The organism is Rhizobium sp. ERR 942 (genome assembly GCF_007828395.1).
Lineage (GTDB): Bacteria > Pseudomonadota > Alphaproteobacteria > Rhizobiales > Rhizobiaceae > Rhizobium > Rhizobium dioscoreae.
In genome coordinates this window covers 172467-195924 of sequence record NZ_VIUA01000010.1, presented here as the reverse complement: position 1 = coordinate 195924, position 23458 = coordinate 172467, and the positions used below count along the sequence as shown (strand labels likewise).

The window sequence follows — 23458 nt, the reverse complement described above, 5'->3', positions numbered from 1 at the left end:
CCCATGTTGAAAGGATAGTCGGGGCGATACGCTAACGGTTGCCGATCAAAAAAAAGTAAAGCTGCTACCTTCAGCCGCTTTCATCACGAGAATGTTTTTCACAACGCCGGTACCCCGCCTTTTTTATTTCGCAGCCATAGGGTCTTATTAACAGCCAGCGGGATAAGCTCTCGTCCGGATCGTCAATCGGGCCTCGACTTGACTTCACACGCAGCAACCGGCCAAGACCATGTCGAATGAGAAGCTGAACATCGCTGTCCTCCTGCCCTGCTACAACGAAGCCGCAACGATCGGCGAGGTCGTGCGCGGCTTCCGCAAGGCACTGCCGCAGGCCGCGATCTATGTCTACGACAATAATTCAACCGACGGCACCGCGCTGCATGCCATGCTCGCCGGCGCAACCGTCGTGCGCGAGCGTCGGCAGGGCAAGGGACATGTGGTGCGCCGCATGTTCGCCGATATCGAAGCCGACATCTATCTGATGGCCGACGGCGACGGAACCTATGCGCCCGAGGACGGAGAAGAGCTGATCCGCACGCTGCTGACCGAGGGATCGGATATGGTGGTCGGTACGCGGCGCAACGTGCATAATGATGCAGGCAGGCAGGGACACGCCTTCGGCAACCGCATTTTCAACTGGCTCTATCGCACCATATTCGGTGCCGATTTCACGGATATCTTTTCCGGCTACCGCGCCTTCTCGCGCCGCTTCGTCAAAAGTTTTCCGGCCGTTTCGGGCGGCTTTGAAATCGAGACCGAGATGTCGGTGCATGCCTCCAGGCTGAAGCTGCCTGTGAGCGAGCTGGAACTCGATTACGGACGGCGGCCGGAAGGTTCGCATTCGAAGCTTTCCACTTTCCGCGACGGTGGCAAGATCCTCTGGATGTTCGCGATGCTGATGAAGGAAACGCGGCCTTTTGCCTTCTTTGGCATCCTGAGCGCCATTGCGATGGAACTCAGCATCGGCTTCTCCATCCCGGTCTTCATCGAGTATTTCGAAACCGGACAGGTATTGCGCATGCCGAGTTGGATGCTCTCCCTGGCACTGACAATGATCGCCTTCATGCTATTCACGGCCGGTCTGATCCTCGATTCGGTCGCCCGCGCCCGCGCCGAACAGTTGCGCATCCACTATATGAGCCTGCCGAAGCCTTCCTCGCGCGAAAGCGGCAATGACAGGACGGTTTACATGGCTGAGATCGAAAAGCCGGCAAGCCGGAAGAAAAGGGCCAAGGCTGCATGAAGAAGCTCTTTCGCTTCCTGATCGCCGGCGGTGTCGGCTTCATCGTCGATGCGGGCGTGCTGCATTTGTTGCTTTGGTTCACGCCTTTCGGCCCCTTCGTCGGCCGCGCCATATCTATCCCGAGCGCGCTGCTTGCCACCTGGGTGCTCAATCGCAACTTCACCTTCGGCCGGTCCGACCGCTCGCTTGCGGCGGAGGGCTTCCGCTACGGTTCGGTCGGGTTGACCTCGGCCCTGCTGAACTACGCCCTTTTCAGCTCGTTGCTGATGACGGAGCCGTCATTAAGACCGATCATTGCGCTGACGCTGGCATCAGCGGCGGCAACGGCGTTCAGCTTCTTCGGCTATTCACGCTTCGTCTTCCGCCACCGACAAAATTCCTGAAGCAATTCCCGGAAAAGTGCGCAGCGGTTTTCCGGGAATTGCGTCAGACAATAAGGAACGCCCTCAGACCGGCTCCCAGCCATCCTTCTCGCTGGCGCGGTAGATGGCGTCGATGACCTTCTGGTTGAGTTTCGAACTTTCCAGCGACACGACCTCTGCGCCTTGACCAAGCGCAGCAGAGGCGAAGGCCTCAGCCTCGCGCCTGTACTGGCGGCTGTCTGGGAAACGGAAAATCTGCGATTCCGAATGGCCGCGATTGGTTAGTTCCAGCTCTTCCGCGCCGTAACGGTCGGCATTGAAAGGCGACTTCACCTCGATGAAGCCTTCCGTGCCGTGGAAGACCATGACCTGGCGATTGGCCATTTGCGTCGAGATGTAGAAGGTCAGTTCGAAATCGCCGAAATCTGCCTTGACGCTGGAATAGATGTCTGTGCCGAATTCCGGGTCGCGCTCCGTCACCGCCTGAATACGCAGGGGTTCGCGGCCCGTGACGAAGCGGGTGCTGATCGTCGGGTAGACCCCGATATCGGGCAGACCACCGCCGCCAAGCGCAGGAATGTTGCGCATGTTGCCGGCATCGCGGTTGAAATAGGTGAAGGCGCCCTGGATGTGGCGCAGGCGGCCGATGGCACCGTCCACCAGCAGCGAGCGAACCTTCCGCCAGACCGGCGCATAGGTGACCATATAGGCTTCCGTCACCAGCACCTTGTTGCGATCGCGCGCGGCGATCAGGCTGTCGATCTCATCCGCCTTGAGGGCGATCGGCTTTTCGCAGAGCACGTGTTTGCCGGCATCGGCAGCCTTGATCGTCCATTCGACATGCTGCGAGGTCGGCAGCGGGATATAGACGGCATCGATCGTGTCGGAGGCAAGCATCTCCTCATAGGAGCCGAAAGCATGCGGCACGGAGAAGCGGTCTGCCATCTGCCGGGCGCGGGCGAGATCACGGCTGGCTATCGCCGTCACAACGCAGTTTTCCGCATCCTGAATGGCGGGCACGACCAGATCGCGGCCGATTTTGGCCGTCGACAGAATTCCGAAGCGCAGCATGATCTCTCTCCTGAAGCATTGTCCCGAAGCAGACGGCCGCATGGCGATGATCGCTACACGGGCTTTCCGGCGGGATCCTTTGTGAACACGTGGGGTAAAGCGAAACGGGGCATTCCGCTCTGAACGAAATCGACGCCAATCTTATTCGGCCCCTGCCGAAGGCGCAACGCCCGAGACGGCCCACAGGCGCGAACCCGAGGACATAAGGACCATCTCACCATGTCCGTATTTGTCCCTTTTCTGTCTGCCAGATGGCTTTCGAAGCTTTCAAGCGACACCTAATCTCGGCTATCCTTCAAGCACAGGAGATACGAAAATGTCCCATGCGGATACCGCACTGCTCGTCATTGATGTCCAGGAATCCTTTCGCCAGCGTCCCTACTGGAGAACGGACGACCTGGCGGTCTTTACCGACCGCCTGCAGGCGCTGATCAATGGCGCCAAGGCGAAAGGCATTCCCGTCGTCCAGATTTTTCATGTCGAGGACAGCGACGCGCATTTCAGCCTGAAGAGCGGCTATGTGCGCAAGCTCGATGAGATCTCGCTGGAGGCCGATGCCGTCTTCCACAAACGCCGCCATTCGGCGCTCGTCGGCTCCGGTCTCGATGTTTGGCTGGTGGCAAACGGCATCCGCAAGGTGATCGTCTCGGGTATCCGCACCGAGCAATGCTGCGAGACGACGACCCGGCACGCCTCCGATCTCGGCTATGAGGTCGACTATGTCACCGAGGCGACGCTGACCTTTCCGATGACGCATGCCTCGGGCACGGTCTTCAGCGTCGACGATATCAAGAAGCGCAGCGAACTGGTGCTATCGGGCCGTTTCGCCCGTATCGCAACGGTCGAAGAGGCGCTCGCCGATGCAACGATTCGGAATGCCGCATGACCCAAAGCGACCGGCGCCTCCATCGGCGGATCATTCCTGTCTACGTGCTTCTGCCGCCCTATACGCTGCTGATGGACGTGGCCGGGCCGGTGGAGGTTTTGCGCCGCGCCAATATCGAACAGGACGACGTCCTGTTCGACTATCAGTTCATCGCTGCCCAGCCGTCACAGACGACTTCGGTCGGGCTGACACTTGCCGATCTCAGGCCGTTGCCGGATCACATTCCTGATGGCGCCTATGTCATCCTGTCCGGCAGCGTCACGCCGCCCGACGATGCCGAGGATATAGAGCCGGAGCTAGCCACGCTCGCGGCGTGGCTGAAAAGCGCGATCCGTCCGGGCATTACCCTCGTCACCATCTGCTCCGGAGCCGTGCTCGCCGCCCGCGCCGGGCTGATGGACGGCTATGCCTGCACCACACATGCCGCCTGTCTCGACGAAGTCAGGGAATTCGCTCCGACGGCCAGGGTTCTCGACAACCGGCTCTACGTCGAAGACCGCGATCGCTATTCTAGCGCCGGCATCACCACAGGCACCGATCTGATGCTGCATCTCGCCTCCAAGCTGACTTCACCGATGACGGCTCTGACCATTGCCCGGCACATGGTCGTCTATATGCGCAGGACCGGCAGCGAGCCGCAGCTCTCGCCATGGCTCAGCGGCCGTAACCACATCCACCCCGCCATCCATCGCGTTCAGGATGCGATCATGGCCGATCCGGCCCACGGCTGGTCGCTTGCCGAGCTTGCCGGCATCGGCGCAATGAGCGCACGGCATATTTCGCGGCTGTTTCAGGAGCATGCTGGCCTGTCGGTGACGGCCTATGTCAATCTGATGCGCGTGACGCTGGCGCGCGACGTACTTGCCAATTCGCGGCTGGATATGGAGCGCGTGGCGGAAAAATCCGGCTTCGCCTCGCCGCGGCATATGCGGCGCGTCTGGTCGAAATACAACGCGCTGCCGCCCAGCCACTATCGACGCTCGACGACGGAATAAAGAAATTGTGTGTGGTTTTCGCCGCGAAAGGCCGATAGCCTGCCTTGTCCCTTCCTCCGGCGTCCGCTCGCCGGTTTACCTTTCAAATGACCTGGAGAAATAGCATGGACACGCGCAAGCTTGGACGAACCGATCTGTTTGTCGCCCCCATCGTTTTCGGCGGCAACGTCTTCGGCTGGACGGCCGATGAGAAAACCTCCTACGCACTGCTCGACGCCTTCTTCGACGCCGGCTTCAACACGATCGACACGGCCGACGTCTATTCCCGCTGGGTCCCCGGCAACAAGGGCGGCGATTCCGAGGAGATCATCGGCAAGTGGCTGAAGCAGGGCCGCGTTTCGCGCGACAAGGCCATCATCATCACCAAGGTCGGATCGGAGATGGGGCCGGGCAAAAAAGGCCTCAAGGCCGGCTATATCATCGAGGCGGCCGAGGCCTCGCTGAAGCGGCTGCAGACCGATCACATCGACCTCTATCTCTCGCACTGGCCGGACCCCGAGACGCCGCATGAGGAATCGCTCGCCGCCTATGCCAAGCTGAAGGAACAGGGCAAGATCCGCCATGTCGGCTGCTCGAACCTCGATGCGACGCAGCTCCAGGCTTCGCTCGATGCCGCCGCCAAGGCCGGCCTGCCTCGCTACGACGTGCTGCAGCCCGAATATAACCTCTACGCCCGCGACAGCTTCGAAGGACCGCTGGCGGATCTCTGCGTCAAGGAAGAGATCGGCGTCATTACCTATTTCAGCCTCGCGGCCGGCTTCCTGACCGGTAAGTACCACACCAAGGCGGATACCGAGGGACGGGCGCGCGAGAACCGGGTTTCAGCCTATTTCGACGACAAGGGCCTGCGCATTCTCGCAGCCCTCGACAAGGTTTCAGCCGAAACCGGCGCCAAGCCCGCCGAGATCGCGCTTGCCTGGCTCTTGCGCAAACGCGGCGTCACCGCTCCGATCGCCAGCGCCACCAGCCTCAGCCAGCTCGACGCGCTCATCAATTCGGCGAAGCTCTCGCTTTCCGATGACGCCATGCGTCTGCTCGACGCAGCCGGCGAATAGGAAAGGCAGGCCTATGACCGTGACGATCCGCGACGCCAGACCCGAAGACGAAGCCCGTTGGCGCGCGCTTTGGGACGGCTATCTCTCTTTCTACGGCGTCACCGTCGCGCCTGATATCACCGATGCGACATGGCGCCGGGTCTTCGATCCGGCGTCGGCGATCTTCATGCGCGTGGCCGATGTCGATGGCGAAGTGAAGGGCTTTAGCCTTAGTCTCACGCATGAGGGCACATGGGTGCGCGCGCCCGACTGCTATCTGGAAGATCTATTCGTCGATGAAAGTGCCAGAGGCCACGGCGTCGGCCGAGCGCTGCTGGATGATCTCGTTGCGCTCTGCAAGACGAATGGCTGGGCCAGGCTTTACTGGCACACCGAGGAAAGCAATGCGACCGCCCGCAAGCTCTACGACACCTATGTGAAGAGCGACGGACATATTCGCTATCGCATCAGTTTCTAAGTCTTGGAAAACCCTCATAATGGGCGGAATGATCGCCCTCCCAGTTGGCCATGCCCGGTTTGGTCAGCATGCCGCGCGGGCTGACAAAGCTCTGAATGGTCCGCCTGGGCCGCTCGTGCCATTGGATGTTGAAGGCCCATAGCTTCGGAAAAAAGCAGAGCGAGGCATAGGGCAGATGGTCGTGGATCCACCAAGCGAGCCTCTGCCAATCGCCCTCGTGACTATGGTGATCGATCAGCCAGGGCACGACGATGCAGACGGCCGCGCCCATGCAGCCATCGAGATCGCGCATATCCCAGATGTGGTGCGCGGCGGTATGGGGATTGGTCGAGCAGTTCAATCCATTCCTGTTACCGAAGGCATTGACCTCGGGTGAGCGATAGCCGGAACGGATATGTAGCCGGCCAAATGTCGCCTCCAGCGGTTCCAGCAATTCCTCGCAAAGCCGGCGGCCGGTTTCGATCGCCAAATCGGGATCTTCCGGGATGTTGGGAATGCGATAGAAATCCGCAATTTCCGAATGCAGGAAATCGCGAAAGAAGAAATTCTTCGACAACCTGACGCGCCCGAGCTCCTCAAGCCCCTTCATCGATCCCGGTTTCCTCATCGCTATAATCCCTTCCTGAAACCATTCGATCAGTCGAGACGAGTTATGGCACTGCCGCCACCCGATTTCTGTCAGCAGCTATGTCAGGGTCCGGTATATTTGAAGAAATCGATGAAGGCTCTGAGCGCCGGGCGCATCTGGCGGCGGCTCGGATAGTAGATGCAGAAGCCGGGATAGGGCGGGCACCAGTCCTCGAGCACGCGGATGAGCTTGCCCTCGGCCAATTCCTGCTGCACGCGAATGTCGAAAAGATAGGCGAGGCCGGCGCCATTGAGGGCGGCCAAAACGCCGAGCCGATCCTCGATCACGATCAGGGGGCCATCGACGGCAACGACCAGCTCGCGGCCGTCTTTCTCGAATTCCCAACGATAGATCGAGCCATCGGTAAATCGCCGCTTGATGCAGCGGTGATGGACGAGATCGCGTGGATGCAGCGGCTTCGGATGCTTCTCGAAATAGGCAGGCGACCCGGCGATGACCGTGCGTATATCCGGAGAGATCTTCACCGCGATCATGTCGCCTTCGATGCTCTCCGCCAGCCGGATGCCAGCATCATAGCCTTCCTTGACGATATTGCTGAAGCCGTCCTCGTTGGCGATTTCAAGGGTGATATCGGGATAGGTATTGAGGAAATCGCCGATGCGCGGCGCCATCAGCAGATCGGAGGCAAAACGCGGCGCGGTGATGCGCAGTGTCCCCGCCGGGCGGCCGCGGGTCGCAAGCGTATCCTCCAGCGCGATATCGATTTCCTCCAGAGCCGGCGCCAACCGTTGCAAAAGCGCCTGCCCCTCCTCGGTCGGAAGCACGCTGCGTGTGGTGCGGGCAAGCAGCCGCACGCCGAGGCTTTCCTCAAGGCTGGAGACGGCGTGGCTGACTGCCGATGGCGCGATCGACAATTCCTTGCCGGCAGCGCGAAAGCTGCGATGGGCGGCGACGGCAGCAAAAACCGCAAGCTGAGAGAGCTGTGTTCTGTTCATTGATCTAAATTATAGAACAACCTGTAAGAATTTGCATGGATTTTCATTCATTGTCCGGAACCCTAACTTGAACTCGTAGGCAGCGGACACGAGCCCCTGTCGCTCCCATACGTCTCAAGAAGGAATACATCATGAAAACCCGCAGGCTAGGTAAGGATCTCACCGTTTCCGCCGTTGGACTGGGCTGCATGGGCATGAGCTTTGCCTATGGCGCCACTGACGAGACCGAATCCGTCAAGACGCTCCATCGCGCCGTCGATCTCGGCGTCACCTTTTTCGACACCGCCGAGGTCTACGGCCCCTTCACCAATGAAGAGCTGCTCGGCCGCACGCTGAAGTCTGTGCGTGACCGCGTTGTCATCGCCACCAAATTCGGTTTCAAGCTCGATCTCACGAAAAGTGGCCCGGCGGCGATGATCGGCGTCGACAGCCGGCCCGAGCATGTCAAGGAAGTCGCCGAAGCTTCCCTTAAGCGACTTGGCACGGATGTCATCGACCTCTTCTACCAGCATCGCGTCGACCCGAACGTGCCGATCGAAGATACGGTCGGCGCCATGGCGGAGCTTGTGAAAGAGGGCAAGGTGCGCACGCTCGGCCTATCCGAAGCCGGCTCTGCCACCATCCGTCGCGCTCACGCGGTACATCCGATCGCTGCCGTGCAGAGCGAATACTCGCTCTGGAGCCGCGATCCCGAGGAAGACGTGCTCGCCACCTGCCGCGAACTCGGCATCGGCTTCGTGCCCTACAGCCCGCTTGGCCGCGGCTTCCTGACCGGAGCGATCCACAAGACGGAGGATCTCGCCGACGACGATTTCCGCCGCTCGCTGCCACGCTTCCAGAGCGAGAATTTCGATGCCAACGCGGCCCTGGTCGCAAGGCTTCAAGCTCTTGCCGAAGAAAAGAATGTCACGGCGGCACAACTGGCGCTCGCATGGGTGCTGCATCAGGGTGACGACATCGTGCCGATCCCCGGCGCACGCAAACTGCACCATCTCGAGCAGAACGCCGCCGCTGCCGATATCGCGCTGTCGCCGCAGGAGTTGAAGGAACTTGGTGGCATCATCTCGCCCGAAACGGTCGCCGGCAAACGATACACCGATGCCTCCCTGGCGATGACGAATATATGACAAACGGGCTGCTCCTTCTGCCCACACAAAGACATCGGCCGCAAAGGCCGGTGTCTTTTTGGGAGCGAAAAGAAAAGTGAAGCATCGCAGAGAAGATGGCCGAACAGGCGAATCGCCTGAATTGCAGGCTTTTTCAAATTCCTAGATTGATCGTCATGGACGCGAAGCTCGTTCGAAAGCTCCACGCTCGGTTGACAAACGGGTGCGAAATTTGAAGATTGCCGCCATCAAAAACGGGCAGCGTGGGGAGGACTTATGTCTAGGCGCGCGTTTATCGGCTTCTCTGCTTTTCTTCTCGCCACTTTCGCATCTCTGACCCCTTCGGTCGCCGCTGACGTCAAGCGCCAGGTGGTCACCACGAAGGATGGCGACTACTTCGGCTTCGATCTGCGCACAGAGCAGAATGTGACGCTGTATCAGTGCTCCGCCTCCTGCATCGGCGACAAGTCCTGCAAGGCCTTCACCTACAATCCCAAGGTGAAGTGGTGCTTCATGAAGTCGGACTTCAATCAGCTCAACAGTTTCCCCGGCGCGATCGCCGGCAAGATCGTCGAGACGGCCGCCACCAGCGAGCCGGATATCGGTGCTGCCCCTGCCCTTTCCTTCCTTTCCGACAATTTCGTCCAGAGCGCGCGCGATGCAAAGAACACGCTGACGCTCGGCAACGAGCTGAAGGGCCAGGGCGTCGAAAGCCTGATCGCGCTCGGCCGCATCGAACTAACTTCGGGCAATGTCAACGATGCCCTGAATGCCTTCCAGGGCGCACTTTCCATCAATCCCGACAATGGCGATCTGTGGGTCGAGATGGCGCGTGCCGCCAATACGATCACGAACGACACATCTGTCGCCACGCGGGCCGCCTATGCCGCGCTCAACGGCTACCAGCTGACCCGCACGACGAGCAGCCGCGCCGATGCGCTGGCAGTGCTTGCCGAAGCGCTGAAGAATGCGCAGAACTACCGCCCGGCGCTCAATGCCTATAAGGCGAGCCTCAATCTCGTCAGCTCCGCTGCCGTCCAGGCAGCCTATAACGATCTTCTGGCCCGCCAGGGCTTCCGTGTCACGGGCAATACGCTCGACAACGACAATGCCTCGCCCCGCGCCTGCGTGCAGTTCTCCGAAAAGCTGGTGAAGAGCGGCGTCGACTACACGCCTTTCGTCACCCTCAACGGCGCCACGCCGAAGGGTGTCGACGCCAAGGACAACCAGATCTGTGTCGAAGGTCTGGAATTCGGCCAGCACTACCGCATTTCGCTACGCGCCGGCCTGCCCTCCTCGGTGGACGAAAACCTCGCCTCGCAGGTCAATGTCGATATCTACGTCAAGGATCGCACCGCTTCGCTACGCTTCACCGGCGACAATTTCGTCCTGCCGTCGACTGCTCGCCGCGGCATCCCGATCGTTTCGGTCAACGCCAACACGGCCAATCTCAAGCTCTATCGCATCGGCGATCGCAATATCGCGCAGCTTCTGAATAACTCGCAGTTCCTGACGCAGGTGGACAGCTACAGCGCCCAGACCATACAGGATACCAATGGCGAACTGGTCTGGCAGGGCTCCATCGAGATCAAGCAGGAACTCAACAAGGAAGTCGCGACCAGCTTCCCTGTGGACGAGGCACTGCCGAAGCGCAAGCCCGGCGTCTATGTGTTGACGGCGGTTGCGCCCGAGAGCGGCGGCCATGAATGGGACCCGCAGGCGACGCAGTGGTTCGTCGTTTCCGACATCGGCATCACCACCTATGCCGGCACCGACGGGTTGAATGTCTTTGCCCGCTCGCTCGGCAGCGCCAAGCCGCTGGCCGGCATCCAGCTGCAGCTGCTCGCCAAGAACAATGAAATCCTCGGTACGGCCAAGACCGACGACAACGGCCGCGCCGTCTTCAGCGCCGGCCTGATGCGCGGCACGGCGGGCATGACGCCGGCCGTGATTACCGCCCAAAACGGCGATCAGGATTATGTCTTCCTCGACATGACGCGCGCCGGCTTCGATCTTTCCGACCGTGGCGTTGCCGGTCGAACCGCGCCTGGTGCGATCGACCTTTTGACCTGGACGGAACGCGGCATCTACCGTGCCGGCGAGACGGTGCATGCCTCCGCCCTTGCCCGCGACGTCAGCTCGACGGCGGTCGAAAACCTGCCGCTCACCTTCGTCTTCCTCCGCCCGGATGGCGTCGAGGATCGCCGCATCGTCACCGATGGCGGCAAGCTCGGCGGCTACAATGTCGACCTGCCGCTGCAGCAGACCTCGATGCGCGGCACCTGGACGATGAACATCTACACCGATCCGAAGGGCTCCTCCATCGGCTCCCAGACCTTCCTCGTCGACGATTTCGTGCCGGATCGCATCGAATTCGACATGAAGAGCGACGCCAAGGAGATCGAAGTCGGCCAGCCGACACCGGTCAACGTCGACGGACGCTACCTCTATGGTGCGCCGGCCGCCGGCCTCAATCTGGAAGGCGAAGTGACGCTGAAGCCGACGCGCCAGAGCGATGCCTACAAGGGCTATCAGTTCGGCCTCGCCGACGAGGGTGCCGGCAAGGCAGACGCAAACAATGACGACGACGACAGCAGCAGCGGCGACAGCAAGGCGGAAAGCACGCAGGTGCCGCTCGAAGACCTGCAAGCGCTGGATGAAAACGGCAAGACCACCTTCAACGTCACGATCAACGATACGCCTTCGACCACGCAGCTCCTGAACGCCAATATCACGGTGCGCATGCAGGAAGCCGGCGGCCGCGCCGTCGAGCGCTCGCTGACGCTGCCCGTCAAGGCGGACGGTCCGCGCATCGGCATCAAGCCGGAATTCGATGGCGATCTCGGGGAAAACTCCGTCGGCAACTTCCATGTCATCGTTGTCGACGCCAATGGCCAGAAACAGGCCATGCAGGGCCTGACCTGGAAGCTGCTCAGCGTCGAGCGCAATTATCAATGGTACCGCGACGGCAGCAGCTGGAAGTTCGAGCCGATCATGTCCACCAAGCAGGTGGCAGTCGGCACGGTCAATGCTACGACGGACGGCGCGGCCATTTCCATGCCCGTTACCTGGGGCCGCTACCGGCTCGAAGTCTCTACCGCCGACGCGAACGGCCCGGAATCGAGCGTCGAGTTCAATGCCGGCTGGTATGTCGCCTCCACCTCGACGGAAACGCCTGACGCGCTCGAAATCGCGCTCGACAAGGAAAGCTACCATGTCGGTGATACGGCCAAGCTGAAGGTCACCTCGCGCTATGCTGGCCAGCTGATGGTGACGGCCGGTTCGGAAACGCTGATCTCGGTCACCAATGCCGATATCGGCGCCAACGGCGGCGAAGTGGACGTTCCCGTGACCGCCGACTGGGGCGCGGGTACATACTTGACGGCCACGCTGTTCCGCCCGGGCGAAGCCCAGGAAAGCCGGATGCCGATGCGCGCCATCGGCATCAAATGGGCTCCCGTGGATCCCGGCGAACGCAAGCTGCAGATCAAGATCGACGCGCCGCAAAAGACACTGCCGCGCCAGCCGCTGAACATCGGCCTGCAGGTCGCCGGCGCCGGCGCCAACGAGGACGCCTATGTCACGATCGCCGCCGTCGATGTCGGCATCCTCAATCTCACGCGTTATCAGCCGCCGGCACCGGATGACTGGTATTACGGCCAGCGTCAGCTCGGCCTCGAAATCCGCGACATCTACGGTCGCCTCATCGACGGTTCGCTCGGCGCCACCGGCAAGCTGCGCACCGGCGGCGACGGCGGACAGGCCGCCCTGCAGGCAAGCCCGCCGAAGGAAAAGCTGATCGCCTTCTTCTCCGGTCCCATAAAGCTTGATGCCAATGGCAAGGCCAATGTCAGCTTCGACATTCCGCAATTCAACGGCACGGCGCGGCTGATGGCGGTTGCCTGGTCGAAGGCCGGCGTCGGTCACGCGACGCAGGACGTCATCATCCGCGATCCTGTCGTCGTCACCGCCAGCCTGCCGAAGTTCCTGGCGCCCGGAGACAAGGCCAACCTGCGTCTCGACGTCGCCAACACCGATGCGCCTGCCGGCGAGTACACGCTCGCGGTAACAGGCAATAGCGCCGTGACGGTGGATGCAAACGCTACCCAACAGAAGATCAACCTCGAAACCGGCGGCAAATACGCGATCACCTTGCCGCTGACCGGCGGACAGCCGGGCGACGGCACGGTTTCGATCAAGCTGTCGAATGCTTCGGGCATGTCGCTCGATCAATCGGTCGATATCCCGGTTCGTCCGTCGCAGCTGCCGGTCACCGAACGGCGCGTCATCGCGCTGGCCCCCGGCAAGAGCCTCACCGTCAATGCCGATCTTCTTGCCGATAGCGTGCTACCCGGCGCCTCTGTCAGCGTGAATGTCAGCCGCTCCAGCGCCTTCGATGTGCCGGCGCTGCTGATGAGCCTTAGCCGCTATCCCTATGGCTGCGCGGAACAGACGGCGAGCAGCGCCATGCCCCTGCTCTACTTCAGCGACATGGCCATCAAGAATGGCCTTGCCGATGACGCCGAGATCCAGAAGCGCGTGCAGGATTCGATCTATCGCGAACTGTCCTACCAGTCTTCGACCGGCAGCTTTGGTCTCTGGGGACCGGGCTCGGGCGATCTCTGGCTTGATGCCTACGTCATGGACTTCCTGACCCGCGCCCGCGAGCAGAAGTACAACGTGCCGGACCAGGCGATGGTGCAGGGCCTCGAAAACCTCCAGAATGCGCTGAGCGCCAACACCAACGTCAAGGACAACGGAAACGAAATCGCCTATGCGCTCTATGTGCTCGCGCGCAACAAGAAGGCCTCGATCAGCGATCTGCGATATTATGCGGACACGATGCTGAACGACTTTCCGACGCCGCTCTCCAAGGCGCATCTGGCTGCGGCTCTCGCGCTCTATGGGGATGCTCAGCGCTCTCGCAACATTTTCGTGGACTCGCTGCAGATGTCGCAGAAGGCGGCAGTCACAAAGGTCAGTTTCGTCCGCTCGGATTACGGCTCGTCGCTGCGCGACGGTGCGGCCGTGCTGGCGTTGGCTGCCGAAAGCCGCCCGGTGCCGCCGATCATTCCGGAACTCGCCAGCGTCGTCGCCAAGGATTGGCAGAGCCGGAAATATACCAGCACCCAGGAACAGACCTGGATGCTGCTCGCCGCCCGCGCCCTGCAGAACGGCGATGACGGCCTGACGCTCGATGTCAATGGCGCCGCCCATAGCGGCACCTATATGGCGCAAATGTCGGGCGATGCGCTGATGGGCCATCCGCTGACCGTCACCAACACGACGCGCCAGCCGCTGTCGGCTGCTGTGACCACCGTTGCCGCGCCCGTCGCGCAGCTGCCGGCCGGCGGCAACGGCTTCAAGATCGAGCGCAAGTACTATACGCTCGACGGCGAAGAGGCGAATGTCAGCCAGGCACAGCAGAACGAACGCTACGTGGTCGTGCTGCACGTGACCGAGGACAATGACTGGCCGCAACGCATCCTCGTGACCGATCTCCTGCCGGCAGGCTTCGAGATCGATAATCCGAGCATCGTTAACAGCGCCCAGTTGTCGAACTTCGACTGGCTTAGCGAAGTTCAGCCGGCCCATGTCGAATTCCGCAACGACCGCTTTGTCGCCGCCTTCGACCAGGGTTCGGGCGCGGACCGTGACATGACCTTCGCCTATGTCGTGCGCGCCGTAACCCCGGGCGTTTACGATCATCCGGCCGCAAGCGTCGAGGACATGTATCGTCCGCAGTTTTCGGCCCGCACGGCGATGGGCCGCATGGAGGTGCTGGGCGGGGCGCCCAGCAGTAAGAAGTAGACATGAAGGCGCAGTGGAAAATTGCGATAGGCTTTGGAGCCACTGCCGCAACAGTGGCGGCTCTGGTCTTCGGCCTGGAGGCTGCGGACCGTGCCTATCCGCCGCCGCTGGACAATGCCCGCGTGGTTTCGGCCGAGGTGCTCGACGCCAATGGCGATCTCCTGCGCGCCTTTGCCACTCCCGAGGGCCGCTGGCGGCTGAAGACCGGCGTTGCCGATGTCGATCCGCAATATCTGCGCATGCTGGTCGCCTATGAGGACCGGCGATTCTACGACCACCACGGCGTCGACCCGATGGCGATCGGACGTGCCTTCCTGCAGCTCCTCACCCATGGCCGCATCGTCTCCGGCGGCTCGACGCTCTCCATGCAGGTCGCCCGTCTGATCGAGCCGCGCAGCGAGCGCTCGATGACGGCAAAGCTCCTGCAGGTCGCTCGTGCCATCCAGATCGAGCGGCGGCTGACCAAGGAACAGATCCTCGATCTCTATCTGACGCACGCTCCCTATGGCGGCAATCTGGAAGGCGTGCGCGCGGCGAGCCTTGCCTATTTCGGCAAGGAGCCGCGACACCTGACAGTCGCACAGGCAGGCTTGCTTGTGGCGCTTCCGCAACTGCCGGAAAAGCGCCGGCCGGACCGCAATCTTGCCGCAGCGCAGGCTGCCCGCCATCGCGTGCTCGAGCGCGCGGCGGTGGCAACTGTTATCGGCGAAGGCGAAGCGGAGCGCGCCTCGCTCTCCCCCATTCCGGCTCAGCGTCGGCAGCTCCCAGCCTATGCCGCGCACGTCGCCGAATTGGCACTGCGCAAACAGCCCGGCATTATCAAGCACAAGACGACGCTGCGGCGCGATGTGCAGCAGGGCCTCGAAGCCGTTGCCGATGCGGCGGCAAAGCGGCTTGGACCGAAAGTATCCGTCGCGATGATCATGGCCGATGCCAAGACCGGCGAGATCATCGGCGAGGTCGGCTCCGCCAACTATTTCGATTCCTCCCGCGCCGGCTGGGTCGACATGACCCGCGTGCTGCGCTCGCCCGGCTCGACGCTGAAGCCCTTCATCTACGGCCTTGCCTTCGAGCAGGGCTATGTGGCCCAGGAAACGATCATCGAGGATCGCCCCGCCGATTTCTATGGCTATCGTCCCCGCAATTTCGACATGAGCTATCAGGGGGACGTCAGCGTGCGCCAAGCGCTGCAATTGTCGCTCAATGTGCCGGCCGTTCGGCTGCTCGATGCCGTAGGTCCCACGCGGCTGCTGGTGCGCTTCCGCCGGGCCGAGGTGAAGCCGAAGCTGCCACCGAACGAAGCGCCCGGGCTTGCCATCGGCCTTGGCGGCGTCGGCGTGACGCTGAAGGACCTCGTGCAGCTCTATGCCGGGCTTGCCAATCGCGGCAAGGCGATGCGGATCGGCGACGGCGTTCAGGACGAGCCGGGACCGATCGAGGGTGAGCCGCTGATGGAGCCGATCGCGGTCTGGAACATCACCGATATTCTCTCCGACATCATCGCGCCGCGCGGCAGCAAGCAGCTCGGCATCGCCTACAAGACTGGCACCAGCTACGGCAACCGCGACGCGTGGTCGATCGGCTATGACGGCGCGCATGTACTCGGCGTCTGGGTCGGCCGTCCGGACAATGGCGCCGTGCCCGGGCTGGCGGGCTATGTTTCCGCCGCGCCCATCCTGTTCGAAGCCTTTGCGAAATCCGGCGTCGCCATTACCCCCTTCCCTGCCGCCCCTATGGGCGCCGTGCGCATCGCGCCGACCGAGCTGCCGATCAGTCAGCGACGCTTTTCCGTGACCGCCGCCGGGCTGCTGGCCGCCTTCAGCCGCGAACCCGCCCCGCAGATCGTCTATCCGCCGGAAGGCGCGCGCGTCGATCTCGGCGCCAGCAGCGGCAACGACCAGATCATGCCGCTGGCGCTGAAGCTGCAGGGTGGCAGGGCGCCGTTCCGCTGGCTCGCCAACGGCAAGCCGCTACCCGACATGTCGCGCCGCCGCACCAACCAATGGACGCCCGATGGCGCCGGCTATTCGACGCTGACGGTCATCGATGCGGCAGGGCGCGCAGCAAGCGTGCGGGTTTTTGTCGAATAATATAAGTCAAATCATTGCGCTCACGACCTCGCATTTTTGTCAGCTGCCGGCGTCTATGATATCTTAGGCATAACTCAAACGAGGAATGACGAGATGTCGGAAGAGCAGGCAATCCGTGCGGTCGTTCATCTCTATGTCGATGGCATGGCATTCGCGAATGAGCCGGCACTGCGCAAGGCCTTCCATCCGCGAGCAGCGATCATCGGCAATTACCAGGGCGCGGTGGAATGGATGACGCGGGATGAATTTATCGCGGCGATCGTCGAGGAAGGCAGCGCGCCGCCCGGCACCATACCGCTGATGGAGATCGAGTTGATCGACATCGAAGGCGATGCGGCAACCGTCAAGGTCGTCGACGAATTCGCCGGCATGCGGTTTTCGGATTATCTATCGCTGGTGAAGATCGATGGGCGGTGGAGTGTGGTGAACAAGGTTTATCATCTGCATCGGTAGGTGGGCGTTCCGAGCCGTGCGCCTTCTATGCCGAGCGTCTGATACCCCCCTCTGTCACTTCGTGACATCTCCCCCACAAGGGGGGAGATTGTTGGGAGTTTGCCGCTCACCTTCGTTGAAGTAGCAACTTCAATTTCAGCAGATGCGGTGTCAGCTTGAGGCAGGCGAGCGCCGCGAGTTACCAATCTCCCCCCTTGTGGGGGAGATGTCGCGACAGCGACAGAGGGGGGTAACTCACCCTCCGCGAACTCTGCAGCAGCCGATTACCCTCTCAACACCCCACCCGTCGACTTCGTGACGTTCGCCACGATCTTCTGGGTCAGTGCCTCGAAATCCTCATCAGTCAGCGTACGCTCTGCCGGCTGGATCTGCACCTCGATGGCGATGGACTTCTTGCCCTCGCCAAGCGATGCGCCCTCGAAAATGTCAAAGACGTTTACACCGGTGACCAGTTTGCGGTCGGCGCCGGTCGCAGCGCGGATGATCGCTCCGGCTTCCACCGACTTGTCGACCACGAAGGCGAAGTCACGCTTGACGGCCTGGAAGGGGGAAAGCTCCAGCGCCGGCTTGGTGCGGGTCGCCTTCCTCTTCGCTTCGGGCATGGCATCGATATAGACTTCGAAGCCGGCGAGAGCGCCCGACACGTCGAGCGCTTCCAGCGTCTTCGGATGGAACTCACCGAAATAGCCGAGCACGACCTTCGGACCCATCTTGATGGTGCCGGAGCGGCCGGGATGATACCAGGCGGGGCCGCCCTGCTCGATCTGGATATTGCCCATCGGCAGGCCGCAAGCCTCGATCACCGCGAGAGCATCGGCCTTGGCATCGAAGACATCGACCGGCTTGCCGCCGCCCTTGGTGGCGTTCGACCACATGCGGCCGGCGCCGGCAAGCGTCGCCGTGCCGCGTCGGATGCCGCCGGCAACGCGACGCTGGCCTTCGGGCGTATCGTTCTCATAGGTGCCAGAGACTTCGAAGATCGCGACGTCGCCATAGCCTTTGTCGGCATTGCGCTGCGCGGCCGAAAGCAAGCCTGGCAGCAGCGAGGGTCGCATGTCGGACATATCAGCGGCGATCGGGTTCGCAAGCTTCAGCGCGTTGGAGCCGCCGCCGAAGAGCTTGGCCTGATCTTCCGAGATGAAGGACCAAGTGACGGCTTCCAGCATGCCGCGGGAGGCGAGCGCCCGTTTGGCGATACGTGTACGGATCTGCAGCGTCGTCAGGATCTTGCCGTTGACGGCGGCATGGCTGCTAAGCGGCTGCGGCTTGATATTGTCGACGCCATGGATGCGCATGATTTCCTCGACGAGGTCGGCCTTGCCGTCGACATCCGGACGCCAGGAGGGAACGGCGACCGAGATGCGCTCGCCCGAACCGGAAACAGAGAAGCCAAGCTTGGTCAGAATGGACTTGCTCTCATCGGCCGAGACTTCGAGGCCGGTCAGGCGCTTGACTTCCGACAGCGGGAAATCGACGACCTTGGCCTCATAGCCCTTGTAGCCCTCGACACGCGCCTTGGCAGCCGTGCCACCACAGCAGGCAAGCACCAGTTCCGTCGTGCGCTCAAGGCCGGGCACCATATATTCCGGATCGACACCGCGCTCGAAACGATAGCGCGCATCGGTGATGATGCCGAGGCTGCGGCCGCTCTTGGCGATGTTCATCGGGTCCCAGAGCGCCGATTCGATCAGCACGTCCGTGGTGTTCTCGTCACAGCCGGAATGCTCGCCGCCCATGATGCCGCCGATCGATTCGACGCCGTTGTCATCGGCGATGACGACGTTACTGGGGTTGAGCTTGTATTCGCGCTCATCGAGCGCCAGCACGGTTTCGCCGTCCCTGGCGCGGCGCACGACCAGATTGCCCTTGACCTTGGCGGCGTCGAAGACATGCATCGGCCGGCCCTGATCGAAGGTCATGTAGTTGGTGATATCGACCAGCGCGCTGATCGGACGGAGACCGATGGCGAGCAGGCGCTGCTGCATCCACTTCGGGCTCGGACCGTTCTTGACGCCGCGCACGAGGCGCAGCGAAAAGCCGGGGCACAGGCGCGCATCATCCAGCTCGATCTTCAGCTCGGTCGGCGTTTCGCCCTGGACAGGAAAGGTTGGCGTGAGGCGAGGCTTCAGGGTGCCAAGGCCGGAGGCGGCAAGATCGCGGGCGATGCCATAGACACCGGTACAATCCGGACGGTTCGGCGTCAGGTTGATCTCGATGACCGGATCGTCAAGACCGGCATAGGCGGCAAAGCTCGTGCCAACAGGCGCATCTTCCGGAAGGTCGATAATGCCGTCATGGCTGTCCGAAATTTCCAGCTCCTTTTCCGAGCACATCATGCCGCGGCTTTCGACACCGCGGATGTTGCCAATGGCGAGCGTCACATCGATACCAGGAACATAGGTGCCGGGGGCAGCGAAGGCACCGACGAGGCCGGCGCGCGCATTCGGTGCGCCGCAGACGACCTGAACGGGCGCACCGCTGCCGGTATCGACCATCAGCACCTTCAGGCGATCGGCCTGGGGATGCTTTTCGGCCGAGAGAACCTTGGCGATGACGAAGGGCTTGAACGCCGCCTTGTCGTCGACCTCTTCCACTTCCAGCCCGATCATCGTCAGGCGGGCGCAGATCTCGTCGAGCGTGGCGTCGGTTTCCAGATGCTCTTTCAGCCAGGAGAGTGTGAATTTCATGTGCTTTATCCCTTCCTTACGCGCTCAGGCCGCCGAACAGCGTCGGCATGTCGAGCGGGCGGAAGCCATAGTGGTTCATCCAGCGGACATCGGCGTTGAAGAAGTCGCGCAGGTCGGGCATGCCGTATTTCAGCATGGCAATGCGATCGAGGCCCATGCCCCAGGCAAAGCCCTGATATTCGTCCGGATCGAGGCCGCCATAGCGCAGCACGTTCGGGTGCACCATGCCGCAGCCGAGGATTTCCATCCAATCGGTGCCTTCGCCGAACTTGACGATCGGGCCGGAGCGGTCGCACTGGATATCCACTTCGAAGGACGGCTCCGTGAAGGGGAAGAAGGACGGGCGGAAGCGCATCGTCACATTGTCGACCTCGAAGAAGGTCTTGCAGAACTCTTCGAGCACCCAGCGGATGTTGGCGACATTCGCCGTCTTGTCGATGACGAGGCCTTCGACCTGATGGAACATCGGTGAATGCGTGGCGTCCGAATCCTGGCGGTAGGTTTTTCCCGGGATGATGATGCGGATCGGCGGCCTCTGCGCTTCCATGGTGCGCACCTGCACCGGCGAGGTGTGCGTGCGCAGCACCTTGCGTTCACCCTTTTCATCCGGCTGGAAGAAGAAAGTGTCGTGCATTTCGCGAGCCGGATGTCCTTCCGGGAAGTTCAGCGCCGTGAAGTTATAATAATCGGTCTCGACATCGGGACCTTCGGCGATCGAGAAGCCCATGTCGCCGAAGATGGCGGTGATTTCGTCGACGATCTGGCTGATCGGGTGAATGCGGCCGCGTTCGGCCGGCGAGGAGCGAACCGGCAGGCTGACATCGACGGTCTCCGCCTTCAGCTTCGCCTCGATCGCCGCATCGCGCAACTCGCCCTTGCGGGCGTTAATGGCATCGGTGACGGAATTCTTGAGAGCATTGATGGCCGCGCCGCGTGTCTGCCGTTCTTCCGGCGACATCGAGCCCAGCGTCTTCAGCAGTTCAGAAACCGAGCCCTTCTTGCCGAGCGCAGCAACCCTGACCGCCTCGATCGCCTGCTCGTCGTTCGCCGCGGCCACCTCGGCCATGAGTTGGGTTTCAAGTGTTACGAGTTCCGTCATCTGGTCCTGCCTTGCGGACCAGGGGCCATCGGGCTCTCAGTCCACGGAATAAGTGGTGAACGCATGCATCAGAAAGCTTGTCGCAACGATGAAGCGCTGGAGATCACTACCCATGTGCACGCGGCCAATCAACCGGGCAAGGAACAAAAAACCGCCTAGAAAGCGAATCATGCGCTGAAGCTCGGCGCGCGCAGCCGCTGGTGCCTGCTCCGACCAGGCTTCATAGGCTCTGTTCTGCGTCGCAAGCCCGAGGCGAGCGCCGGTTGCGATCTGCAGGAAGAGCAGCCAAATATCACGGGCCTGCGCCACCGCAAGCGGCATGACTGTCTGCGGGTCCTCCTCGAAATCCATGAAGCCAAGCCGATCGCCGGCAAAGAACATGTCGCGCGGATAGGGCCTGCCATGACAAAGCCCCTTGGCATGCAGCCGGCCGAGCTCGGCAGCGCAAGCGACCATGAGTTCATCGTGAGCAGCGGGATCGCTCTCCTTCAGCTGCGCAAGGCGGCGCTGAACCGTGATTCCGGCGTCCGCAAGAACAAGCGCGCCATTCGAAGCGTAGAGAACCTCCGGAACGGCTACACCCCGCTGCCTGAACAAGCCGATGCGCTGCATCTCCCGCTCGGCCATCTGCCGCGCAGACAGATAGGCGCAGGGGCGCAGGAAGGCGAGCGGGACAATGCGTGAAAAGATCCTCTGCAGATGACGCCAGGTAGAGGGTTTCTTCGTGCCGTATCGCTTGATCCAGACCTGACAGGCAGAAAGGGCAACTCGCTCGACACGGCTGGAACCGTTCACCAGCACCGTCAGCAAGGCCTCTATGTCCTTACCCTTCAGATTGGGTATGAAGTTCAGTTCCGCAGTCTTGCCATTCAACAATTTCACCCATTCCCGATACCGGGAATCCTCAAGGTGACTATCGCAAATTGATTGTATTGCAAAAAATACAAAACCCGCGCTGGTTACACAAGCGCGGGTTTCATAAATATGACAAAAACTGTCTAGTAGACGCTCTTAGCCAACAGCGGCTTCGAACTCGTTCTTCGTGCCAGCGTCCTTGAGGTACTCAAGCGCCTTCTTGGAGGCAGCGACGAGGGCGCCGAAAGCTTCCGGCTCATGGATTGCCATGTCGGAGAGAACCTTGCGGTCGACTTCGATGCCAGCCTTGTTCAGACCGTCGATAAAGCGGCCGTAGGTCAGGCCGAATTCGCGGACGGCAGCGTTGATGCGCTGGATCCAGAGGGCGCGGAAGTTGCGCTTGTTGACCTTGCGGTCGCGGTAAGCGTACTGCTTGGAACGGTCGACGGCGGCCTTGGCGGTACGGATGGTGTTCTTGCGGCGGCCGTAGAAGCCCTTGGCTGCCTTCAGAACCTTCTTGTGCTTGGCGTGGGCGGTAACGCCTCTTTTTACGCGTGCCATTTCATGATCTCCTTAGTCTATAGCGTTACGAATAGTCTTAGAGACCGTTCGGCAAGTAGTTCTTGACAACCTTACGGCCATCCGGTTCTGCGAGAACCATGGTGCCGCGGGCATCGCGAATGAACTTGTTGCTACGCTTGATCATGCCGTGGCGCTTGCCAGCAGCGGCTGCCTTGACCTTGCCGGATGCGGTGATCTTGAACCGCTTCTTGGCAGAGGACTTCGTCTTCATCTTGGGCATTTTGCTACTCCTTCGATGCTTCCTGGCGCGCTTTGCTTAAAGCCCTTCCCACAGATCCGGACTGGCCGGGCTGCAACAAGGTGCCGGAGCGTTTGTTGTTGAACGGCGGATACGGTGACGAACCGCTCCACCAGCATTCTGAACTGCCACGGCATGCCCTGCCGGTCAGTTCGGACGCGCGCTTATAACCGCACTTGCCCCGAAGTGCAACGGTGCGAATGCGGGAATCTTTGCAGATCGATGACAGGCATCGACCCATGCCGCAGAAAAGGAAAAAGCCGTCCAAGGGACGGCTCCGGCCTCTCTACTCCGACTTGCGCCTCACTTCGGCGCAAGCACCATCATCATCTGGCGGCCTTCGAGCTTGGGCTCGGCCTCCACCTTGGCAATCTCGATCGTATCTTCCTTGACCTGCTGAAGCAGCTTCATGCCAAGTTCCTGGTGGGCCATTTCGCGGCCGCGGAACTTCAAGGTCACCTTCACCTTGTCGCCTTCTTCAAAGAAACGACCGATGGCCTTCATCTTCACCTCATAGTCATGGGTGTCGATGTTGGGACGCATCTTGATTTCTTTGACTTCGACGATCTTCTGCTTCTTGCGCGCCTCGGCGGCCTTCTTCTGGTTGGCGTATTTCAGCTTGCCCAGATCGAGGATCTTGCACACAGGCGGTTCAGCATTGGGGGAAATCTCTACCAGATCGAGACCGGCCTCCTCTGCCATTCTCAATGCCTGGTCGGTCGGGACGATGCCCATATTCTGGCCGTCAGCCGTAATGAGCTGAACTTTGGGAATGCGAATTTCCCTGTTGGAACGCGGCCCGTCCTTTACGGGCGCGTCGGCTTTAAAAGGTCTGCGAATGGTCGTATTCTCCACGAATTGTTTCGGATAGCTGCAGCCTCTCG

The 23458-nt window shown here is 61.3% G+C and carries 19 protein-coding genes; 10 read left to right on the top strand and 9 right to left on the bottom strand.

Annotated elements, in window-relative coordinates:
• The first annotated feature begins 229 nt into the window (after positions 1–229).
• A complete protein-coding gene (locus FBZ97_RS31055) occupies positions 230–1243 on the top strand; it encodes a glycosyltransferase (protein WP_145323438.1) in 1014 nt (337 codons plus the stop codon).
• A complete protein-coding gene (locus FBZ97_RS31050) occupies positions 1240–1626 on the top strand; it encodes a GtrA family protein (protein WP_113329884.1) in 387 nt (128 codons plus the stop codon). The genes FBZ97_RS31055 and FBZ97_RS31050 overlap by 4 nt, the downstream gene beginning before the upstream one ends.
• Positions 1627–1689: 63 nt before the next feature.
• Here FBZ97_RS31050 and FBZ97_RS31045 read toward each other — a convergent pair whose 3' ends face one another.
• Positions 1690–2676, bottom strand: a complete 987-nt coding sequence (locus FBZ97_RS31045; protein WP_113351403.1) for a Gfo/Idh/MocA family oxidoreductase — start codon at positions 2674–2676, stop codon at positions 1690–1692.
• A gap of 316 nt (positions 2677–2992) precedes the next feature.
• Between FBZ97_RS31045 and FBZ97_RS31040 the strand changes: the two genes are divergently transcribed.
• The 4 genes from FBZ97_RS31040 to FBZ97_RS31025 all read left to right on the top strand — a co-directional run bounded on the left by FBZ97_RS31040 (position 2993) and on the right by FBZ97_RS31025 (position 6069).
• Complete coding sequence (locus FBZ97_RS31040) at positions 2993–3562, top strand: isochorismatase family protein (protein ID WP_145323436.1); 570 nt, start codon at positions 2993–2995, stop codon at positions 3560–3562.
• Positions 3559–4557, top strand: a complete 999-nt coding sequence (locus FBZ97_RS31035; protein WP_145323434.1) for a helix-turn-helix domain-containing protein — start codon at positions 3559–3561, stop codon at positions 4555–4557. The genes FBZ97_RS31040 and FBZ97_RS31035 overlap by 4 nt, the downstream gene beginning before the upstream one ends.
• Before the next feature lie 104 nt (positions 4558–4661).
• Positions 4662–5612: an aldo/keto reductase gene (locus tag FBZ97_RS31030; RefSeq protein ID WP_145323432.1), complete on the top strand. Its 951-nt coding sequence runs from the start codon at positions 4662–4664 to the stop codon at positions 5610–5612.
• A 13-nt stretch (positions 5613–5625) separates the two neighbouring features.
• On the top strand, positions 5626–6069 hold the full coding sequence (locus FBZ97_RS31025; RefSeq protein WP_145323430.1) for a GNAT family N-acetyltransferase: 444 nt from the start codon (positions 5626–5628) through the stop codon (positions 6067–6069).
• Here the strand turns inward: FBZ97_RS31025 and FBZ97_RS31020 are convergent.
• Both FBZ97_RS31020 and FBZ97_RS31015 read right to left on the bottom strand, forming a co-directional pair.
• Positions 6059–6676: a hypothetical protein gene (locus tag FBZ97_RS31020; RefSeq protein WP_145323428.1), complete on the bottom strand. Its 618-nt coding sequence runs from the start codon at positions 6674–6676 to the stop codon at positions 6059–6061. The genes FBZ97_RS31025 and FBZ97_RS31020 overlap by 11 nt on opposite strands.
• Before the next feature lie 83 nt (positions 6677–6759).
• A complete protein-coding gene (locus FBZ97_RS31015; protein ID WP_145323426.1) occupies positions 6760–7653 on the bottom strand; it encodes a LysR family transcriptional regulator in 894 nt (297 codons plus the stop codon).
• A gap of 131 nt (positions 7654–7784) precedes the next feature.
• Here FBZ97_RS31015 and FBZ97_RS31010 point away from each other — a divergent pair, with 131 nt between their 5' ends.
• The 4 genes from FBZ97_RS31010 to FBZ97_RS30995 all read left to right on the top strand — a co-directional run bounded on the left by FBZ97_RS31010 (position 7785) and on the right by FBZ97_RS30995 (position 17113).
• Complete coding sequence (locus FBZ97_RS31010; protein WP_113351409.1) at positions 7785–8780, top strand: aldo/keto reductase; 996 nt, start codon at positions 7785–7787, stop codon at positions 8778–8780.
• A 255-nt stretch (positions 8781–9035) separates the two neighbouring features.
• Positions 9036–14570 carry an alpha-2-macroglobulin family protein gene (locus FBZ97_RS31005; RefSeq protein WP_145323424.1) on the top strand — a complete coding sequence of 1845 codons (5535 nt, stop codon included), beginning with the start codon at positions 9036–9038 and terminating at the stop codon, positions 14568–14570.
• A 2-nt stretch (positions 14571–14572) separates the two neighbouring features.
• A complete protein-coding gene (gene pbpC / locus FBZ97_RS31000) occupies positions 14573–16660 on the top strand; it encodes a penicillin-binding protein 1C (protein WP_145323422.1) in 2088 nt (695 codons plus the stop codon).
• Positions 16661–16753: 93 nt separating this feature from the next.
• A complete protein-coding gene (locus tag FBZ97_RS30995) occupies positions 16754–17113 on the top strand; it encodes a nuclear transport factor 2 family protein (RefSeq protein WP_113329872.1) in 360 nt (119 codons plus the stop codon).
• Positions 17114–17376: 263 nt separating this feature from the next.
• Here FBZ97_RS30995 and pheT read toward each other — a convergent pair whose 3' ends face one another.
• The 6 genes from pheT to infC form a co-directional block, all read right to left on the bottom strand.
• Positions 17377–19800 (bottom strand): phenylalanine--tRNA ligase subunit beta, encoded by a 2424-nt coding sequence (gene pheT, locus FBZ97_RS30990; protein ID WP_145323419.1) that lies wholly within the window; start codon positions 19798–19800, stop codon positions 17377–17379.
• 16 nt (positions 19801–19816) lie between these two features.
• Positions 19817–20899 (bottom strand): phenylalanine--tRNA ligase subunit alpha, encoded by a 1083-nt coding sequence (gene pheS, locus FBZ97_RS30985; RefSeq protein WP_145323416.1) that lies wholly within the window; start codon positions 20897–20899, stop codon positions 19817–19819.
• 36 nt (positions 20900–20935) lie between these two features.
• Complete coding sequence (locus FBZ97_RS30980) at positions 20936–21772, bottom strand: serine/threonine protein phosphatase (RefSeq protein ID WP_246661910.1); 837 nt, start codon at positions 21770–21772, stop codon at positions 20936–20938.
• A gap of 138 nt (positions 21773–21910) precedes the next feature.
• Positions 21911–22315, bottom strand: a complete 405-nt coding sequence (rplT, locus tag FBZ97_RS30975; RefSeq protein WP_069611027.1) for a 50S ribosomal protein L20 — start codon at positions 22313–22315, stop codon at positions 21911–21913.
• A 37-nt stretch (positions 22316–22352) separates the two neighbouring features.
• Positions 22353–22556 carry a 50S ribosomal protein L35 gene (rpmI, locus tag FBZ97_RS30970; protein WP_069611026.1) on the bottom strand — a complete coding sequence of 68 codons (204 nt, stop codon included), beginning with the start codon at positions 22554–22556 and terminating at the stop codon, positions 22353–22355.
• 321 nt (positions 22557–22877) lie between these two features.
• The gene (infC, locus tag FBZ97_RS30965) at positions 22878–23414 is read right to left on the bottom strand and encodes a translation initiation factor IF-3 (protein ID WP_173002511.1); all 537 of its coding nucleotides are present in this window, start codon (positions 23412–23414) and stop codon (positions 22878–22880) included.
• Positions 23415–23458 lie beyond the last annotated feature (44 nt).

Excerpts from the sequence above, each read along its gene's own strand:
- FBZ97_RS31055 (WP_145323438.1), top strand. The coding sequence starts at position 230 with ATGTCGAATGAGAAGCTGAACATCGCTGTCCTCCTGCCCTGCTACAAC.
- FBZ97_RS31050 (WP_113329884.1), top strand. The coding sequence starts at position 1,240 with ATGAAGAAGCTCTTTCGCTTCCTGATCGCCGGCGGTGTCGGCTTCATC.
- FBZ97_RS31045 (WP_113351403.1), bottom strand. The coding sequence starts at position 2,676 with ATGCTGCGCTTCGGAATTCTGTCGACGGCCAAAATCGGCCGCGATCTG.
- FBZ97_RS31040 (WP_145323436.1), top strand. The coding sequence starts at position 2,993 with ATGTCCCATGCGGATACCGCACTGCTCGTCATTGATGTCCAGGAATCC.
- FBZ97_RS31035 (WP_145323434.1), top strand. The coding sequence starts at position 3,559 with ATGACCCAAAGCGACCGGCGCCTCCATCGGCGGATCATTCCTGTCTAC.
- FBZ97_RS31030 (WP_145323432.1), top strand. The coding sequence starts at position 4,662 with ATGGACACGCGCAAGCTTGGACGAACCGATCTGTTTGTCGCCCCCATC.
- FBZ97_RS31025 (WP_145323430.1), top strand. The coding sequence starts at position 5,626 with ATGACCGTGACGATCCGCGACGCCAGACCCGAAGACGAAGCCCGTTGG.
- FBZ97_RS31020 (WP_145323428.1), bottom strand. The coding sequence starts at position 6,676 with ATGAGGAAACCGGGATCGATGAAGGGGCTTGAGGAGCTCGGGCGCGTC.
- FBZ97_RS31015 (WP_145323426.1), bottom strand. The coding sequence starts at position 7,653 with ATGAACAGAACACAGCTCTCTCAGCTTGCGGTTTTTGCTGCCGTCGCC.
- FBZ97_RS31010 (WP_113351409.1), top strand. The coding sequence starts at position 7,785 with ATGAAAACCCGCAGGCTAGGTAAGGATCTCACCGTTTCCGCCGTTGGA.
- FBZ97_RS31005 (WP_145323424.1), top strand. The coding sequence starts at position 9,036 with ATGTCTAGGCGCGCGTTTATCGGCTTCTCTGCTTTTCTTCTCGCCACT.
- pbpC (WP_145323422.1), top strand. The coding sequence starts at position 14,573 with ATGAAGGCGCAGTGGAAAATTGCGATAGGCTTTGGAGCCACTGCCGCA.
- FBZ97_RS30995 (WP_113329872.1), top strand. The coding sequence starts at position 16,754 with ATGTCGGAAGAGCAGGCAATCCGTGCGGTCGTTCATCTCTATGTCGAT.
- pheT (WP_145323419.1), bottom strand. The coding sequence starts at position 19,800 with ATGAAATTCACACTCTCCTGGCTGAAAGAGCATCTGGAAACCGACGCC.
- pheS (WP_145323416.1), bottom strand. The coding sequence starts at position 20,899 with ATGACGGAACTCGTAACACTTGAAACCCAACTCATGGCCGAGGTGGCC.
- rplT (WP_069611027.1), bottom strand. The coding sequence starts at position 22,315 with ATGGCACGCGTAAAAAGAGGCGTTACCGCCCACGCCAAGCACAAGAAG.
- rpmI (WP_069611026.1), bottom strand. The coding sequence starts at position 22,556 with ATGCCCAAGATGAAGACGAAGTCCTCTGCCAAGAAGCGGTTCAAGATC.